The sequence below is a fragment of the Agromyces sp. PvR057 genome (assembly GCF_040547485.1).
Taxonomy (GTDB): domain Bacteria; phylum Actinomycetota; class Actinomycetes; order Actinomycetales; family Microbacteriaceae; genus Agromyces.
In genome coordinates, this window is record NZ_JBEPPT010000001.1 from 1,257,692 (window position 1) to 1,274,765 (window position 17,074).

Genomic DNA, 17,074 nt, shown 5'->3' on the forward strand with positions numbered 1-17,074 from the left:
CGCGTGTCGAGTCCCGCCCCCGATCGATCCGAGAGGATCCTCTCCGGTTGCTCCGAGTCTCATGGGAACCCCGGGTGCGCTCTCAGCCGATCGATAGAATGATGGGCATCCCAGATCGTTGCAGCAGCGCTTAGGAGTCCGTGCCATGGAATGGCTCATCCCCGTCATCATCGTCGTCGCGCTCGTGCTGGTCATCGGGATCTACCTCTGGGCCACGTACAACTCGCTCGTCACGCTCAACGTGCGCGTCGACGAGGCGTGGAGCGACATCACGGTGCAGCTGAAGCGTCGCGCCGACCTCATCCCGAACCTCATCGACTCGGTCAAGGGCTACGCCGCCCACGAGAAGGCCGTGTTCGAGAACGTGACGCGAGCGCGCGCCGAGACCCTGCAGGCGCAGGGGCCGGCCGACGCCTCCGCGGCCGAGAACCACATGCAGCAGGCCCTGAAGTCGATCTTCGCGGTCGCCGAGGCCTATCCCCAGCTGCAGGCGAGCCAGAACTTCCTGCAGTTGCAGTCCGAGCTGGTCGACACCGAAGACAAGATCCAGGCGTCGCGCCGGTTCTACAACGGCGGCGTGCGCGAGCTCAACACGAAGATCAAGGTCTTCCCCAATACGCTCTTCGTGCGCGGGCTCGGGTTCAACGAACGGGACTTCTTCGAGGTCAGCGAGCCGGCGGCCATCGCCGAGCCGCCGCGCGTGCAGTTCTAAGGGCCGGCGTTGTACCGAGCGATCGCCAGGAACAAGCGCAACACCTTCTTCATCATCCTGTTCTTCCTGGCCATCGTCGGCGGGCTGGGCTGGCTGGCCGCAGCGATCTACCACGACGTGACGATCGTCGTCGTGACCGTGGTCATCGCGACGGCGTACGCGGCGTTCCAGTACTTCACGGCCGACCGCCAGGCGCTCGCGATGTCCGGCGCCGTCGAGCTGCACAGCAAGGCCGATCACCCGCGGCTCTGGCGCACGGTCGAGAACCTCTCGATCGCCACGGGCACGCCCATGCCGCGCATCTACGTCGTCTCCGACCCCGCACCGAACGCGTTCGCCACGGGGCGCGATCCGGAGCACGCGGTCGTCGCGGCGACCACGGGACTGCTCGAGATCATGGACGACGCCGAGCTCGAGGGCGTCATGGCGCATGAGCTCGGGCACGTGCGCAACTACGACATCCGCCTGTCGATGATCGTGTTCGGGCTCGTGGTCGCCGTCGGGTTCATCTCCGACCTGTTCGTGCGCATGGCGTTCTTCGGCCGCAACAACAACAACGGCAACCCGATCCTGATGGTCGTCGGCCTCGTCGCGATGCTCATCGCGCCGCTCGTCGCGAGCCTCGTGCAGCTCGCGGTGTCACGCCAGCGCGAGTACCTCGCCGACGCGACGGGGGCGATGACGACGCGGCATCCCGACGCCCTCGCCAGCGCGCTCGAGAAGCTCGAGACCTACGGCAGGCCGATGCAGCGCCAGAACTCGTCGATGGCCCACCTCTGGATCGCCGACCCGCTGAAGCCCGGAGCACTCAGCCGGCTCTTCGCGACGCACCCGCCGATCGCCGACAGGGTCGCGCGACTCGAGCGGATGGGCGGCAGCTTCTAGGGGAGCGGCGCCCGGCGAGCCCATTCGGGGCGGCGCGCTCGCACGACCGCCGCGATCGGACGGGAGCGGCGCGGCTTCACGCGCTCACGACCTCATGCGGAGGCCGCGAGCTCGGGCCCCAGCGCTTGCGCGAGGTTGCCCCGGTCGGCCACGACGATCTCGTCGAGCCCCTGCCAGGCGGCCGCGCGCCGGAGGGCCGGCACGAGCCGCGCTGCGGTGTCGGGCGGCGCCGTCGCCTCGCTCCACGCCGACTGCACGCGGAGCACGCGGTTCTTGCGGTCGTTCTTGAGGTCGACCCGGCCGACGACGTCGTCGTCGATCAGCACCGGCAGCGAGTAGTAGCCGAACACGCGCTGGGGCTCGGGCGTGTAGATCTCGATGCGGTAGTGGAAGTCGAACATGCGCTCGGCGCGCGGGCGGAACCACACGACCGGGTCGAACGGCGAGAGCACGGTCGCGACGTCGATGCCTCGCGGGCGGCGGGCGTCGCGATGCACCCAGGTTGCGGCGGGCCTGCCGCCGACGTTCCATCCCGGCACCTCGACGGGCACGAGCACGCCATCGTCTTCGAGATCGCGCAGGGCGTCGCGCACCTGCACGCGCTTCATGCGCCAGTAGTCGGCGAGGTCCGCCTCGGTCGCGATGCCGAGGGCGGATGCCGCGCGCTCGACGAGGATGCGCACCGCCTCGGCCTCGTCGGGCGGCGGCGCGAGCAGTTCGGCCGCGAGGGCCTGCTCGGGAAGCGCGTAGACCCGTTCGAACCGTCGCCGTTCGACGCACACGACCTCGCCGACGCGGAACATCCACTCGAGCGTGCGCTTGACGGTCGACCAGCCCCACCACGGCCCGCGGCGCTCGTTGGCGTCGTGCTCGATCTCGCTCGCGCGCATGGGTCCGTTGGCGGCGAGTTCGGCCTTGAGCCAGTCGGCGAGCTGACGGTTCTCGACGAGCCAGCCGTTCCAGGACTCGCCGCGCTGCCGGTACTCCTCGCGTCGGAACTCGAAGAGGGGCCACATCTCGCGCGGCACGAAGGCCGCCTCGTGGGCCCAGTACTCGAGGGTGCGGCCGCGTCGACCGGTGGTGACCCGGTCGAGCAGGGCCTTGTCGTAGCCGCCGAGGCGACTGAACACGGGCAGGTAGTGGCTGCGTTCGAAGACGTTGACCGAGTCGATCTGCAGGAGGCCGAGCCGGTCGAGCACCCCGGAGACCTGCCGGACTCCGGGCGCTGCCGGCACGGGGCGCCCGAAGCCCTGCGCGGCGAGCGCGATGCGGCGGGCGAGTGGGGGACTGACACGTTCGACCATGGTGCTCGCACCTTATCGGCGCCCGCCGACATCGCACATGCCGCCGGGCGCATGCCCCCCGCCTAGACTGGAGCGATGGGCCAGGGTCGGGGCAGGTTCGTCGGCAGGAGACGCGCGATCGAGCGCGCGCCCGAGCCGCAGCCGCAGCCGCAGCCGCAGCCCATCGCGCCGCAGCCCGCCGACGTGCGGAACTCCATCCCGTTCGGCATGCGACTGGCCGCGGCATGGTCGTGGCGGCTGCTCCTCGTCGTCGCCGTCGTCGCCGTCGCCATCTTCCTGATCGTCCAGCTGCGCTACATCGTCATCCCGCTGCTCGTCGCCGTGCTCATCGCCGCCCTCCTGGTGCCCTTCTCGAGCCTGCTGCAGCGGCATCGCTGGCCGAAGTGGCTGGCCATCACGGCCGCCATGCTGAGCGCGCTCACCGTGGTCGGCGGCCTGCTCACCCTCGGCATCTGGCAGATCGTGCGCGGCTCCGACGAGCTCGCGGCGCAATCCGTGCTGGCCTGGAACGACTTCCGCACCTGGCTCCTCGAAGGCCCGTTGCACCTGAGCGCCGCGCAGCTGAACGACGTCGTCGACCAGATCGTCGCGGCCGTGCAGTCCGACAGCGGCATCCTCGTCAGCGGTGCGCTGTCGGTCGGGTCCACGCTCGGCCACTTCTTCGCCGGCACGCTGCTGGCGCTCTTCGCCACGCTCTTCATCCTCATCGACGGCCGTGGCATCTGGGGCTGGATCGTGCGGGTGTTCCCGCGTCGTGCCCGTGCCGCGGTCGACGGCGCCGGCTTCGCCGGCTGGACGACCCTGCAGAACTTCGTGAAGGTCCAGATCCTCGTCGCGACCATCGACGCGATCGGCATCGGGCTCGGCGCGTTCCTCCTGCAGGTTCCGCTCGCCGTGCCGATCGCCATCCTCGTGTTCCTCGGCTCGTTCATCCCCATCGTGGGCGCCGTCGTCACGGGAGCGCTCGCGGTGTTCGTGGCGCTCGTCTACAACGGTTTCTGGCCGGCCGTCATCATGCTGGGCGTGGTGCTGCTCGTCCAGCAGCTCGAGGGCCACGTCCTGCAGCCGCTCATCATGGGCACCGCGGTCAAGGTGCACCCGCTCGGCGTCGTGCTGGCCGTGGCGGCGGGCTCCTTCCTCGCCGGCATCCCGGGCGCGCTCTTCGCCGTGCCGATCGCCGCCGTGCTGAACGTGATGATCACCTTCGTCGCCGGCGGATCCTGGAAGCAGTCCGCCGGTCCACCGGTCGTCCCGAGCTCGCCGCTCTGGCGCACCGTGCCGCAACGCCCCGGCTACCAACGAGGAGAATGAACGCGTGATCAGCACCATCCCGGGCCCCAGCCTCGCCGACTTCGATCACGCCCGCGACGTCGTCGCAGCGGTCGTCCGTCGCACGCCCATGGAGTCCTCGCGGTTCCTCGCCGACCGCCTCGGCGTGCCCGTGCACCTCAAGTGCGAGAACCTCCAGCGCACCGGCTCCTACAAGCTGCGCGGCGCCTTCAACCGCCTGAGCGCGCTCAGCCCGGAAGAGCGGGCGCGCGGGGTCGTGGCGGCGTCCGCCGGCAACCACGCGCAGGGCGTCGCGTACGCGGCACGCGAGCTCGGCATCCGGGCCACGATCTTCATGCCGGTCGGCGTCGCGCTGCCGAAGCTCGACGCCACGCGCGCGTACGGCGCCGACGTCGTGCTGCACGGCGACTCGGTCGGCGAGACGCTCGAGGCAGCCCAGGCGTTCGCGAACGACACCGGCGCGGTCGTGATCCCGCCGTTCGACCACATCGACGTCATCGCCGGCCAGGGCACGCTCGGGCTCGAGGTGCTCGACGAGGTCCCGGATGTCGCGACGATCGTCGTGCCCATCGGCGGCGGCGGCCTCGCGGCGGGCGTCGCCAGCGCGGTGAAGCAGCGCGCCGCCCTCGAGGGCCGCACGATCCGCGTGATCGGCGTGCAGGCCGAGAACGCCTCGCCGTTCGTGCCGTCGCTCGCGCAGGGCCATGCCGTGCAGGTGCCCGTCGTGCCCACCATCGCCGACGGCATCGCCGTGTACACGCCGGGGGAGCTCACGCTCGAGATCATCCGCGAGACCGTCGACGAGGTCGTCACCGTCAGCGACGACGACATCGCCCGCGCCCTGCTCGTGCTGCTCGAACGCGCGAAGCTCGTCGTCGAGCCCGCAGGGGCGGTGTCGGTCGCGGCGCTCATGAGCGGCCGCATCCACTCCGACGGCCCCGTCGTGGCGCTGCTCTCGGGCGGCAACATCGACCCGCTGCTCATGCAGCGCGTCATCGCGCACGGCCTCGCGGCATCCGATCGCTACCTCACGCTCGAGATCGGCCTGCCCGACCGACCGGGCCAGCTCGCGCGCATCGCCGAACTGCTCGCCGAGGCGAACGCGAACGTCATCGAGGTGCTGCACACGCGGCACGGCAACGGCCTGCAGATCTCGGAGGTGGCGCTCCGCCTCTCGGTCGAGACGCGCGGCCCGGCGCATCGGGCCTCGGTGGTCGATGTGCTGCGGCGCGCGGGGTACGAGCCCCGCATCGTCTCGGAGTAGCGATTCGGCCCGGCGGGTGCGGCAGCGCATCGGCGAACTGGCCCGTGAGACGCCGATGGCGCCGACCGATCGGTCGGCGCCATCGGCGCGTTCAGCGTGCGGTTCGGGCTACTGGCCGCCCCACGTGTCGACGGCCGTGACCTCGACGGCGATCTCGCGGCCGTTCGGCGCGGTGTAGCTGGTCTTGTCGCCGACCTTGAGGCCGAGGATCGCGGCGCCGAGCGGGCTCTGCTCGCTCCACACGTCGAGCTCGGAGTCGCCGGCGATCTCGCGACTGCCGATGAGGAAGGTCTCCTCGTCGCCCGCGATGACCGCGGTGATGACGGTGCCGGACTCGACGATGCCCTTCGAGGCGGGCGCATCGCCGACCTCGGCGCTCTTCAGCAGGCCCTTGAGCTGGCGGATGCGGGCCTCGATCTTGCCCTGCTCGTCCTTCGCGGCGTGATAGCCGCCGTTCTCCTTCAGGTCGCCCTCTTCGCGCGCGGCTTCGATGCGCTTGGCGATCTCCTCGCGGCCGGCGGTCGAGAGCTGCTCGAGCTCGGCGGCGAGCCGGTCGTACGCATCCTGCGTGAGCCAGGTGACGGTGGCGTCCTGCGCCATGGTGCCCTCCTGCGGGGACGCGGCGCTCTGCACCGTGTCCGAATAGACGTGACGCCCCGACGACTGTCGAGGCGAATGTCCCATGTTAGGTGAGCCAGCAGCTCGAAATCAAACCCGTCGCGGCGTCGCGTGCGATGCGCACGGACTCGGTGAGACTGCGCATGTGGCGCTCGGACGCGGGGATCTCGACGACCTTCCACCCGACGACGGTGAAGTCGTCGTCGAGCGCCTTCACGGCGCATGCGGTGGTCTCGCCCGCCGGGACCGAGAGGGTCCAGGTGACCTCGACGGATCGCTCGTCGTTGTGCACGACGTGCGAGGTGTCGGTGGCCTGCACGCTCGCCTGCTGGCCGTCGAGGCCGGCCCACACGACCCATGAGACCAGCACGATCGCGAACGCGATGCCCGCACCGATGAGGATCACCAGGTCGCGACGCCTGCGCTTCGGGGTGCGCCCGTAGCGCGCGGCGAGCTGGTCGGGTTCGGGGGTGGGCACTCGGAATCCTCGTGGGTCGGATCGTCTAGGCTTGCCTTTCAAGCCTAACCCGCTCGGGTGATGCCCGAATCCGCCGTGAGAGAGAGTCCGATGCGCTCCGTGCCCGCCAGTTCCATCCGCCGGATTCGTCTGTGAGCGCGGCGACGGCACTGCTCGCGATCCACGGCACGATCGCACCGCTCGTGCGCGCATCCGAAGACCAGGAGTTCGACCCGAACGACGTCACTCCCGGCGTCTGGGGCTTCGTCATCACGTTCGCGATCATGGTCGCCGTGCTGCTCCTCGTGCTCGACATGACGCGTCGCATCCGGCGCACGAACTACCGCGCCGAGGTGCAGCAGGAGCTCGCGCGCGAGATGGCCGAGAACGCGGCGGCGAGCGACGGGCAGACGGATGCCGCGGCATCCGGTGCCGGCCCCGCCGCGGCCGGCTCGACCGACGCCCGCCCGGACGGCGACGAGCCGGACGCAGCCGACGGCGACGCGGCATCCGGAGGCGGAGCGACCCGCTGAGCGACGCGCGCCGCCCGCGCGCACCGCACGGCCGATCGACCGTGCACGGCCGTCGACCGATCGCGCGCAACCGCTCGAGCAGCCTCAGCCCACGTGGTAGACCGGCGCCATGGCGATGATGAGCGTCGCCGTCCAGTGGCACATGAACGCCAGCACCGTGCACGTGTGGAAGATCTCGTGGAACCCGAACACGCCGGGCACGGGGTTCGGCTTCTTCAGCGCGTAGACGACGGCGCCGAACGAGTAGAGCAGGCCGCCGACGACGACGAGCACCATCATGGCCACGCTCGCCGCGAGCAGGTCGCCCAGGTACATGACCGCGGCCCAGCCGAGCAGCAGGTAGAGGGGCACGTACAGCCAGCGCGGCGCCGTGATCCAGAACACGCGGAACCCGATGCCGATCAGGGCGCCGGCCCAGACGACCGCGAGCAGGGTCCAACCCTTCGCCGGCGGGAGCGCGAGGATCGCCAGCGGCGTGTAGGTGCCCGCGATCAGCAGGAAGATGTTCGCGTGGTCGATGCGCTTGAGCAGGAGCTTGGTGCGCGGCTTCCAGTCGAACCGGTGGTAGAGCGCCGAGTTGCCGAACAGCAGCATCGAGGTGAGCGTGAACACGGCCGACGCCCACTTGGCCGGAGCGCCCTCGGCGAGCACGATGAGCACGATGCCCGCCACGATCGTGAACGGGAACGTGCCCGCGTGGATCCAGCCGCGCCAGGTCGGCTTGACGTCATCGGTCGGATTCGCGAGCGAGTCGTCGAGGAACGGGATGTTCGGCAGGTCGGGACCATGCGTCTCACGGGCGATCGAGGTGTCCGCGACGTCCTCTGCGGCGACGGGCTTGGACAGCTCGTGCACGAGATCATCGGCATCGCGGCGGCGCTCAGGGCTCATGGACACAGCGTAGGGCCTCCGCGATCACGGCCCGCTGTGAGTGTCTTCGGCCCAGTCGCGGTAGCGTAGTGCCGTGCAATCCAGCGATCCGTCCCTCGGTCGCGGCATCCTCTACCGCCTGTATCAGCGCCGGCTTCGACGCGGACTCGAGCAGGAGTCGCTGCCCCGACACGTCGCGATGATCATCGACGGCAATCGCCGGTGGGCGAAGCAGCTCGGCTACGACACGGCCGCCCACGGGCATCGCGCCGGTGCGGCGAAGGTGCGCGAGTTCCTCGAGTGGTGCGACGACCTCGACATCCAGGTCGTCACGCTCTACCTGCTCTCGAGCGACAACCTCGGCAACCGCGCGAGCGACGAGCTCGCCGCGCTCATCGAGATCATCGCCGAGCTCGCCGAGGAGCTCTCGCACTACCGCGACTGGCGCGTGCAGCACGTGGGTTCGGATGCCGGCCTGCCGACGCCGCTCGTGGCCGCGCTCGACGCGGCGGAGCACCGCACGGCCGACAAGCGGGGCATGCACGTCAACCTCGCGGTCGGGTACGGCGGCCGCAAGGAGATCGTCGACGCGATGCGCTCCATCGTGGCCGCGCACCACGCGGAGGGCGGCAGCCTCGACGACCTCGCCGATCGACTCACGCCCGACCTCATCGGCCTCCACCTCTACACCGGCGGGCAGCCGGATCCCGACCTCGTGATCCGCACCTCGGGCGAGCAGCGCCTCAGCGACTTCATGCTCTGGCAGGCCGCCCACAGCGAGTTCTACTTCGTCGAGGCCCTCGGTCCCGACCTCCGGCAGGTCGACTTCCTGCGCGCGATCCGCGACTACGCGAAACGGCATCGACGCTTCGGCGGCTGAGATCCGCCGTACGCCGTGCGCTGCGGTCTGCCAAGATATGGCTCGAAGAAGGGGGCATGAATGGGCATCGACGCATTCGTCGACGGGTTCGGAGAGGAACCCGGGTATCTCGATTTCGGTCGGTTCGGTCCGCTCTCGCGGGCCGCGGCCGAAGAGAGCAGTGCCCTCACCCATGTGCTCGAGCGCTCGCGGCACGGCAGCTCGTCGGTGTTCCTCGAGCAGGACGCCCGCGTGCGCGAGGCGGCCTCCGCCCTGACCGGGTTCCCGGCCGAGCAGGTGGTCTTCGTGCCCAACACCACGTCCGGCCTCATGCACGCGCTCTTCGGCCTGACGGGCGGCGTGCTGCTCTCGGCCGAGGAGTTCCCGAGCCTGCCGATCGCCGCCGTGCGCGCCCAGGAGGCGCTGAACGTGGTGCAGCCGGTCTGGCTCGAGACCGACCACGGCAAGGTCACCCCCGGGCAGATCCGCGACCAGCTCGAGCACGGCGTCAGCGCCGTCGCGGTGAGCCTCGTCGACGCGCGCACCGGCTACCTGTGCGACATCGAGGGCATCCGCCAGGTCATCGGCGACCGGCTCCTCATCGTGGACGCGATCCAGGGCTTCGGCGTCGTCGACGCACCGTGGCAGGCGGCCGACGTCGTCGTCACCGGCGGCCAGAAGTGGTGCCGAGCCGGATGGGGCACCGGATTCCTCGCGATGTCCGACCGCGCCGTCGAACAGCTGACCCCCGTGTTCTCGGGCTTCTCGGCGACCGAGGAAGCCGAGCCGTGGGGCTTCGTGCCGCCGCCGGCCCCCGGTGTGAAGGCGTTCCGCGTGTCCAACCCCGACCCGATCGCGCAGGCCAGGTTCGCGGCCGCGATGGAGGAGCTCGCCGAGGTCGGCGTCGAGAACGTCAACGCCGCCGTGGCCGAGAACGTCAGCCGCGTCATCGACCTCGCCGACGAGTTCGCGATCGCGGTCGTGTCCTCGCGCAACGAGCAGGAGCGTGCGGGCATCGTCGTGCTCGAGCCGCCCGCCGACCAGCTCTCGGTGCTCACCGCCTCGCTGCACAACCACGGCGTCACAGCCACCACCAGGCTCGGGCAGGTGCGCCTCAGCGCCCACGCCGGAACGGATGCCGAGACGCTCGACATGCTGCGCTCCGCGTTCGTGTCGTACGGGTCGGCCGCGACGTACTGACCCGGCGCCGGCTGCGGCCGCCCGCGGCATCCGCTCGCTCAGGTGGCGGACCGCTCGGAATGTGAACACTGCGTGACGTGCCCGCAGGTCGCCGCGTGTCGCTGACGCCGTTTCGGCACGGCGGACGTAGCGTCGCAGACATCGGGCAAGGTGCCCGAACGAGTCGGCTCGTGAAGCGCTCGTGTAGGAGGATTCGCCGGCCGGCGCGAGAGCCGAGCGGAAACGCTCGGGGCAGGAGCGGTCGTGGCCTCACTCGAAACCTCCAAGTCCGTCGCAACGTCCACCGGTCGCGAACAACGACCGGATGCCGCATCGCCCGTCGGTGCCGCGCAGGACGAGCGCACGTACGTGCTCGACACCTCGGTTCTCCTCTCGGATCCGAAGGCGCTGTTCCGGTTCGCCGAGCATGCGGTCGTGCTGCCGGTCATCGTCATCACGGAACTCGAGGCCAAGCGCAACGATCCCGAGATCGGCTACTTCGCACGCCAGGCGCTGCGGATCCTCGACGAGCTGCGCATCGAGCACGAGCGACTCGACTTCCCGATCCCGGTCGGCGACGGCGGATCGCTGCGCGTCGAGCTGAACCACTCGAGCATGTCGGTGCTGCCGAGCGGCCTGCAGTTGAACGACAACGACACGCGCATCCTCGCCTGCGCCGCGAACCTGGCGAACGACGGCATCGCGGTCACCGTGGTCTCCAAGGACCTGCCGCTCCGCGTCAAGGCCGCCTCGATCGGCCTCGACGCGCAGGAGTATCGCGCCGAGCTCGCGCTCGACTCCGGCTGGACCGGCATGAGCGAGATCACGCTCGGTTCGAACGACATGGCCAAGCTCTACGAGCACGAGCACCTCTCGCTCACCGAGGTGGAGGGCGTGCCCGTGAACACCGGGCTCGTGATCCACTCCGATCGCGGCTCGGCGCTCGCCCGCGTCGTGGGGGAGCGCGACGTCCGGCTCGTGCGCGGCGATCGCGACGTGTTCGGCCTGCACGGCCGCTCGGCGGAACAGCGCCTCGCGATCGACCTGCTGCTCGACCCCGAGATCGGGATCCTCTCGCTCGGCGGCCGTGCCGGCACCGGCAAGTCGGCGCTCGCGCTCTGCGCGGGCCTCGAAGCAGTGCTCGAACGGCAGCAGCACAAGCGGATCATGGTGTTCCGCCCGCTGTACGCGGTCGGCGGCCAGGAGCTCGGCTACCTCCCGGGCGACCAGGGCGAGAAGATGAACCCGTGGGGCCAGGCGGTCTTCGACACGCTCGGCTCGGTCGTCTCCGACAACGTGCTCGACGAGGTCGTCGATCGCGGCATCCTCGAGGTGCTGCCGCTCACGCACATCCGCGGGCGTTCGCTGCACGACGCGTTCGTGATCGTCGACGAGGCGCAGTCCCTCGAGCGCAACGTGCTGCTCACCGTGCTCTCGCGCATCGGGCAGAACTCCCGCGTCGTGCTCACCCACGACGTCGCACAGCGCGACAACCTGCGCGTCGGCCGCCACGACGGCGTCGCCTCGGTCATCGAGACGCTGAAGGGACATCCGCTCTTCGCGCACATCACGTTGACCAGGTCGGAGCGCTCGGCCATCGCGGCGCTCGTCTCGGAGATGCTCGACGGCGCCGAACTCGCGTAGGCTGCCGGCCGGTCGGCAGGCCGTCGCACGCGGATCAGGACGGATGTCGCGCACCCGTCCTGATCCGGCGTCGTCTGCCTGAGCCCGCGTCGTCGCCGAGAACGGCGTCGGCGTCGTGGCCCGCGTCCCGAGGTGCGGCGTACGGCAGCACGGCAGACGGATGCCGGGGCGCGGCGTCAGCCGTAGATCCGCTCGGCGTACGAGGGGCCGTAGTACTCCTCGAGCGACTCGACCGAGTCGTCGGGGCGCTCGAGCGCGTGGGCGATGACGGCACGGCGGGGCGCGGCATCCGGAATCCAGCCCTCGGCCTGCCAGGCCTTCGACCGCAGGAACGCCTTCGAGCAGTGGAAGAAGACCTCCTCGACGGCGACCTCGACGACGAGGCCGGGCACGTGCCCGCGCACCCGCATGCGCTCGGCATACGGCACGTCGCGGAGCAGCCGTGCCCGGCCGTTCACGCGGAGCGTGTCGCCGCGGCCCGGGATCACGAAGATCAGGCCGACGTGCGGGTTCTCGAGCAGGTTGTGGAACCCGTCGGCCCGCCGGTTTCCAGGGCGCTCGGGGAGAGCGATGGTGTGCTCGTCGAGGACGAGCGCGAACCCGGCCGGATCGCCCTTGGGCGAGACGTCGGCGTTGCCGGCAGCATCGGCCGTCGCGATGAAGCAGAGCGGCGAGGCGTCGAGCCACTGCCGGTCGATGTCGTGCAGGGAGGTTCGCGATTTGTCTCGCACCGCGGGCAGCGGATGCCCGACGATGTCCTCGAGTTCGGCGATGCTCGTGACCGGGGTGCCTCCATGATCCATTCCCTCAACCTACGCCGGTTCGGGATGCCGCGCCTCGGCCGTACTGGGCACGGCGACCTCGGTCCGGCCGGCGCTCGGCCCCGACGCCGAACGCCCGCCGCACAGGTGCGACGGGCGTTCGATGCTGCAGCGGCGGAGGCCGCGGGGGACTACTTCGCCTGCGGCGGGCGCGTCATCGACAGGAGGTCGAGCGCGGTGTCGAGCTGCTCCTCGGTGAGGTCGCCTCGCTCGACGTAGCCGAGCTCGATGACGGCCTCGCGAACCGTGACGCCCTGCTTGACCGAGTGCTTCGCGATCTTCGCCGCCGCCTCGTAGCCGATGAGCTTGTTCAGCGGGGTGACGATCGAGGGCGACATGCCGGCGAGGGCGGTGAGCCGCTCGAGGTTCGGCTCGAGGCCGTCGACCGTCTTGTCGGCGAGCACGCGCGACGCGTTCGAGAGCAGGCGGATCGACTCGAGCAGCGCGGTGCCCATGACGGGGATCTGGACGTTGAGCTCGAACGAGCCCGAGGCGCCGGCCCACGCGACCGTCGCGTCGTTGCCGATGACGCGGGCGGCGACCATGAGCACGGCCTCGGGGATGACGGGGTTGACCTTGCCCGGCATGATCGACGAGCCGGGCTGCAGGTCGGGGATGTGCAGTTCGCCGAGCCCCGTGTTCGGGCCGGAGCCCATCCAGCGGATGTCGTTGCAGATCTTCGTGAGGCTGACGGCGATCGTGCGGAGTGCGCCCGATGCGTCGACGAGGCCGTCGCGGTTGGCCTGGGCCTCGAAGTGGTCGGCGGCCTCGGTGATCGGCAGCTCGGTCTCGCGCTGCAGGATCTCGATGACGAGCTGCGGGAAGCCGGCCGGCGTGTTGATGCCGGTGCCCACGGCCGTGCCGCCGAGCGGGACCTCGGCGACGCGGGGGAGCGCCGTGCGCACGCGCTCGATGCCGAGGCGGATCTGGCGGGCATAGCCGCCGAACTCCTGGCCGAGCGTCACCGGCGTGGCGTCCATGAGGTGTGTGCGCCCCGACTTGACCACCTCGGCCCAGGCCTCGGCCTTGGCCTCGAGGGCCACGGCAAGGTGGTCGAGCGCGGGGATCAGGTCGTCGATGAGCGCTGCGGTGACGGCGATGTGCACCGAGGTCGGGAACACGTCGTTCGAGGACTGCGACGCGTTGACGTGGTCGTTCGGGTGCACCTCCGCGCCGAGCTTGCGCGTCGCGACGGTCGCGAGGACCTCGTTCATGTTCATGTTCGACGACGTGCCCGACCCGGTCTGGTAGGTGTCGACCGGGAAGTGCTCGACGAAGCCGTGCGTGCCGGCGATGACCTCGTCGGCGGCCGCGACGATGGCGTCGGCGATGGCGCCGTCGAGCACGCCGAGCTGGGCGTTCGCCTGCGCCGCGGCCTTCTTGATGCGCGCGAGCGCGGCGACCTGCGCCGGCTCGAGGCCCTTGCCCGAGATCGGGAAGTTCTCGACGGCGCGCTGGGTCTGCGCGCGGTACAGGGCGGCGGCGGGAACCCGCACCTCACCCATGGTGTCGTGTTCGATGCGGTAGTCGGCGGTGTTGTCGACCAAGGTCATTCCTTCCGGTTCGCGTGCCCGTGGAACTCGTGCAGCGGGCGGGATGTGTGTGGCGGATGCCTCTGGCGGGAGTCAGATGCGACCGACGACGACGTCGGTGTCGACCAGTCCCTCGGAGAGGCGGTAGTTGGCGCCCACGATGGCCAGCGTACCCGCTGCGACCGAGTCGCTGATCATCTCGGACTCCTCGAGCAGGCGCGACACGGTCGAGCGCAGGTGCTCGCGCCCGACGTAGGCGGCATCGACCTTCGCGTCGTCGATGGGCGCATCGGGGTCGCCGCCCGCGACGCGTCGGACCGACGGGACGATGCTCGCGATGAGGCCCGCGATGTGCGCGGGCAGCGGCTCGGCGTCGGCCGTCTGCGAGGTGATCGCGGCCTTCACGGCGCCGCAGGCGTCGTGGCCGAGCACCACGATGAGCGGCACGTTCAGCACCCCGACGGCGTACTCGAGCGAGCCGACGACCGATGAGGAGATGACCTGGCCGGCGTTGCGGACGACGAACGCGTCGCCGAGGCCGATGTCGAAGATGATCTCGGCCGAGAGCCGCGAGTCGCTGCAGCCGAAGATGGCCACGAGGGGACGCTGCCCCTCGGTGAGCGACGCCCGACGCTCGACGTCTTGGCGGGGATGCAGCGGTGCGCCCGAGACGAAGCGCTCGTTGCCTCGGCGCAGTTCGCGCCAGGTTTCGGCCGGTGTGGTGGGACGGGCGGGAGATTCGGTCACTGCGGCTCCTCGTGACGATGCGGGGCGGTGCTCAGCGTGCGGTGCGGGTGCTGCGAGTGGTGCTGGTGGTGCGGGGTGCGGACCAGCGCATGCCCGTTGCCTGGGCGCGACGGGTCATCGCTGCGCCTCGACGGTGTCGGCGATGGCGGAGGCCAACGTCGCGAACTCGGCGTCGCTCGCCGTGCCGATGAGCACGAAGACGGTGCTGCCCGATTCGGTCGTGAGCCCGTAGCGGGCGTTGCCGACGTCGTCGGTCGAGTCGCGGTTGTCGTAGATGGTCCAGTCGACGCCGTCGATCTGCACGGTGCCCGTCGCGAGGGTGCGCGCGAGCAGTTCGGCCGACCAGGTCGCGTTCGCGTCGAGGCCCTGGGAGAGGCCGATGAACTCATCGCTCGGCGTGAGGTAGCCGGTGTACCACGACGTGATGCCGTCGGTCTGGCTGCGACGCAGCTCTGCGGCGTTCGCGCTCCAGCCCTCGGGCAGCTCCGGCACGGCGAGCGGCTCGTCGCTGCCCGCCTGGGCCTGCTCGGCGATCGCCGCGACGTCGATGTCGGGGTGCATCGGGTCGTTGCTGCGCGGCACCGCGAGCACGATCACGAGCACGACGGCGAGGCTCGCGACCAGGGCGTAGACGAGGTTTCTCGTGGTCTTGCGCTCGCGGTACTCGCGCGAGTTCTTGGCCTTGCGGGCGGCGGTCTCTTCGGGCGTCTCCGGCCGCCCGAGCTCGGCGACGATGCGCCCCTGACCGGACTCGGCCATCAGTGCGAGACCTCGTCGGATACCGCGGCACGACCGCTCGCGCCGGTCGCCGCGGCGGAGCGCGCCGCATCGAGCCTGGCCTTCGCGCCGACCAGCCACTCTTCGCAGCGCGCGGCGAGCGCCTCGCCGCGCTCCCAGAGGGCGAGCGAGTGCTCGAGGGTCGCCGAGCCCTGCTCGAGTTCGGAAACGACCTGCACGAGTTCGTCGCGGGCCTGCTCGTAGCTCAGCTCGGAGACATCCGTGGTTGGGGGCATGGCCGCCATTCTATTCGGCGCCGCTGACAGGTTCGTCGGACGGGGTCGCCGGCTCGAACCCGCCGTCGAGCGCGTCGTCGGGCGCGTGCGGCGTGGCACCCGCGTGGAGTGCGCCGAGCGACTCGGCGCCGATCGTGCCGTCGGCGAGCGTGAGGGTGAGGCGGGTGCCGGCAGGGGCGCCGGTCGCGTCGTGCACGACGTGTCCGTCTGGGCCCTGCACGATCGCGTACCCGCGGTCGAGGGTCGCCTGCGGGGAGAGCGCGCGGAGGTGCCCGCGCAGTTCGCCGATGCGGGAGGCCTGCCGTTCGATGTGGCGGTCGACGAGCTCGGACCCGCGGGCCACCCACCGGGTGAGCTCCTCGGCCCGGCGGTCGACGATCCACGCGCCGTCGGCGAGCACGGGGCGCATGCGGAGGTGCCCGATGCGGTCGATCTCGCGGGTCAGGATGGACGAGAGGCGCATGCCGAGGCGCGCGCGCACCTGGTCGACCCTGGCGAGCTCTTCACCGACGTCGGGGATCACGCGCTTCGCGGCATCCGTCGGGGTGGAGGCCCGGAGGTCGGCCACCTCGTCGAGGAGCGGCCGGTCGGCCTCGTGCCCGATCGCGGAGACGATCGGCGTGGTGGCCTCCGCCGCGGCGCGCACCACGCGCTCGTCGCTGAAGCCGAGCAGGTTCTGGAAGTCGCCGCCGCCGCGGGCGATGATGATGACCTCGACCTCGGGATCGGCGTCGAGCCGCTTGATGGCGGCGGCCACCTCGGTCGGCGTGCGGTCTCCTTGGACGGTCGCGTGGACCGTGCGGAACTCGACGGCGGGCCAGCGGAGGCGGGCATTGCGCAGCACGTCCTTCTCGGCGTCGCTGTCGCGCCCGGTGATGAGGCCGACGACGCCGGGCAGGAACGGCAGCGGCCGCTTGCGGGATGCCGAGAACAGGCCCTCTGCGGCGAGGGTCGCGCGCAGCCGCTCGAGGCGCTCGAGCAGGTCGCCGAGGCCGACGTGCTTCATGTCGTACACCTGGAACGAGAGCGACCCGCCCTTGACCCACCAGGTCGGCTTGACGAGCAGCACGGCGTGGTCGCCCTGCTTGAACTGCTCGGTGAGCTTGGCCCGCACCGACGACCACATCGTGAACGAGATGGTGGCGTCGGCCTCGAGGTCCTTCAGCTTGCCGTAGACGTTGCCGCCCGAGCCGCCCCACTGGGTGATCTCGCCCTCGACCCACACCATGCCGAGCCGCTCGATCCAGTCCTTGAGCTTGCCGGACAGCGTGGAGACCGGCCACGGGGCATCACGCGTCGCCGTGGCATCCGTCATCGTGTTCTCTCCCTGGTTCGTGCGGCGTTCG

18 protein-coding genes are annotated in these 17,074 nt (G+C 70.7%); 8 read left to right on the forward strand and 10 right to left on the reverse strand.

Annotated elements, in window-relative coordinates; all coding sequences use genetic code 11:
- Window positions 1-145: 145 nt before the first annotated feature.
- The gene (locus ABIC29_RS05670; RefSeq protein ID WP_116081236.1) at window positions 146-712 is read left to right on the forward strand and encodes a LemA family protein; all 567 of its coding nucleotides are present in this window, start codon (window positions 146-148) and stop codon (window positions 710-712) included.
- Window positions 713-721: 9 nt separating this feature from the next.
- Window positions 722-1,597: a M48 family metalloprotease gene (locus ABIC29_RS05675; RefSeq protein ID WP_354243475.1), complete on the forward strand. Its 876-nt coding sequence runs from the start codon at window positions 722-724 to the stop codon at window positions 1,595-1,597.
- 92 nt (window positions 1,598-1,689) lie between these two features.
- On the opposite strand, the gene ABIC29_RS05680 is transcribed toward ABIC29_RS05675, so the two are convergent.
- Window positions 1,690-2,901: a winged helix-turn-helix domain-containing protein gene (locus ABIC29_RS05680; RefSeq protein WP_354243478.1), complete on the reverse strand. Its 1,212-nt coding sequence runs from the start codon at window positions 2,899-2,901 to the stop codon at window positions 1,690-1,692.
- 75 nt (window positions 2,902-2,976) lie between these two features.
- Between ABIC29_RS05680 and ABIC29_RS05685 the strand changes: the two genes are divergently transcribed.
- Both ABIC29_RS05685 and ilvA read left to right on the forward strand, forming a co-directional pair.
- Complete coding sequence (locus ABIC29_RS05685) at window positions 2,977-4,212, forward strand: AI-2E family transporter (protein WP_116081239.1); 1,236 nt, start codon at window positions 2,977-2,979, stop codon at window positions 4,210-4,212.
- A 4-nt stretch (window positions 4,213-4,216) separates the two neighbouring features.
- Window positions 4,217-5,455: a threonine ammonia-lyase gene (gene ilvA / locus ABIC29_RS05690; RefSeq protein ID WP_354243481.1), complete on the forward strand. Its 1,239-nt coding sequence runs from the start codon at window positions 4,217-4,219 to the stop codon at window positions 5,453-5,455.
- A 108-nt stretch (window positions 5,456-5,563) separates the two neighbouring features.
- Here ilvA and greA read toward each other — a convergent pair whose 3' ends face one another.
- On the reverse strand, window positions 5,564-6,055 hold the full coding sequence (gene greA, locus ABIC29_RS05695; RefSeq protein ID WP_116081240.1) for a transcription elongation factor GreA: 492 nt from the start codon (window positions 6,053-6,055) through the stop codon (window positions 5,564-5,566).
- 85 nt (window positions 6,056-6,140) lie between these two features.
- A complete protein-coding gene (locus tag ABIC29_RS05700; protein WP_158551777.1) occupies window positions 6,141-6,551 on the reverse strand; it encodes a DUF4307 domain-containing protein in 411 nt (136 codons plus the stop codon).
- Window positions 6,552-6,682: 131 nt separating this feature from the next.
- Between ABIC29_RS05700 and ABIC29_RS05705 the strand changes: the two genes are divergently transcribed.
- Window positions 6,683-7,063 carry a hypothetical protein gene (locus ABIC29_RS05705; protein WP_158551778.1) on the forward strand — a complete coding sequence of 127 codons (381 nt, stop codon included), beginning with the start codon at window positions 6,683-6,685 and terminating at the stop codon, window positions 7,061-7,063.
- Window positions 7,064-7,147: 84 nt separating this feature from the next.
- Here ABIC29_RS05705 and trhA read toward each other — a convergent pair whose 3' ends face one another.
- Window positions 7,148-7,954 (reverse strand): PAQR family membrane homeostasis protein TrhA, encoded by an 807-nt coding sequence (trhA, locus tag ABIC29_RS05710; protein ID WP_116081243.1) that lies wholly within the window; start codon window positions 7,952-7,954, stop codon window positions 7,148-7,150.
- A 73-nt stretch (window positions 7,955-8,027) separates the two neighbouring features.
- Between trhA and ABIC29_RS05715 the strand changes: the two genes are divergently transcribed.
- The 3 genes from ABIC29_RS05715 to phoH2 all read left to right on the forward strand — a co-directional run bounded on the left by ABIC29_RS05715 (window position 8,028) and on the right by phoH2 (window position 11,615).
- Window positions 8,028-8,813, forward strand: coding sequence for an isoprenyl transferase (locus ABIC29_RS05715; RefSeq protein WP_116081244.1), 786 nt, complete (start codon window positions 8,028-8,030; stop codon window positions 8,811-8,813).
- Between the two features lie 60 nt (window positions 8,814-8,873).
- On the forward strand, window positions 8,874-9,992 hold the full coding sequence (locus tag ABIC29_RS05720; RefSeq protein WP_116081245.1) for an aminotransferase class V-fold PLP-dependent enzyme: 1,119 nt from the start codon (window positions 8,874-8,876) through the stop codon (window positions 9,990-9,992).
- 243 nt (window positions 9,993-10,235) lie between these two features.
- Window positions 10,236-11,615 (forward strand): RNA 5'-3' helicase PhoH2, encoded by a 1,380-nt coding sequence (gene phoH2, locus ABIC29_RS05725; RefSeq protein WP_354243488.1) that lies wholly within the window; start codon window positions 10,236-10,238, stop codon window positions 11,613-11,615.
- 176 nt (window positions 11,616-11,791) lie between these two features.
- On the opposite strand, the gene ABIC29_RS05730 is transcribed toward phoH2, so the two are convergent.
- The 6 genes from ABIC29_RS05730 to xseA all read right to left on the reverse strand — a co-directional run bounded on the left by ABIC29_RS05730 (window position 11,792) and on the right by xseA (window position 17,043).
- Window positions 11,792-12,418 carry an MSMEG_1061 family FMN-dependent PPOX-type flavoprotein gene (locus ABIC29_RS05730; RefSeq protein WP_354243491.1) on the reverse strand — a complete coding sequence of 209 codons (627 nt, stop codon included), beginning with the start codon at window positions 12,416-12,418 and terminating at the stop codon, window positions 11,792-11,794.
- A gap of 149 nt (window positions 12,419-12,567) precedes the next feature.
- On the reverse strand, window positions 12,568-13,983 hold the full coding sequence (locus ABIC29_RS05735; protein ID WP_502915447.1) for a class II fumarate hydratase: 1,416 nt from the start codon (window positions 13,981-13,983) through the stop codon (window positions 12,568-12,570).
- Between the two features lie 78 nt (window positions 13,984-14,061).
- Window positions 14,062-14,715: a carbonic anhydrase gene (locus ABIC29_RS05740; protein WP_116081249.1), complete on the reverse strand. Its 654-nt coding sequence runs from the start codon at window positions 14,713-14,715 to the stop codon at window positions 14,062-14,064.
- Window positions 14,716-14,829: 114 nt separating this feature from the next.
- Entirely contained in the window at window positions 14,830-15,474 is a 645-nt protein-coding gene (locus tag ABIC29_RS05745; protein ID WP_116081250.1) for a DUF4245 domain-containing protein, read from the reverse strand.
- Window positions 15,474-15,728, reverse strand: a complete 255-nt coding sequence (locus ABIC29_RS05750; protein WP_502915448.1) for an exodeoxyribonuclease VII small subunit — start codon at window positions 15,726-15,728, stop codon at window positions 15,474-15,476. The genes ABIC29_RS05745 and ABIC29_RS05750 overlap by 1 nt, the downstream gene beginning before the upstream one ends.
- 10 nt (window positions 15,729-15,738) lie before the next feature.
- On the reverse strand, window positions 15,739-17,043 hold the full coding sequence (gene xseA, locus ABIC29_RS05755) for an exodeoxyribonuclease VII large subunit (protein ID WP_116081252.1): 1,305 nt from the start codon (window positions 17,041-17,043) through the stop codon (window positions 15,739-15,741).
- Window positions 17,044-17,074 lie beyond the last annotated feature (31 nt).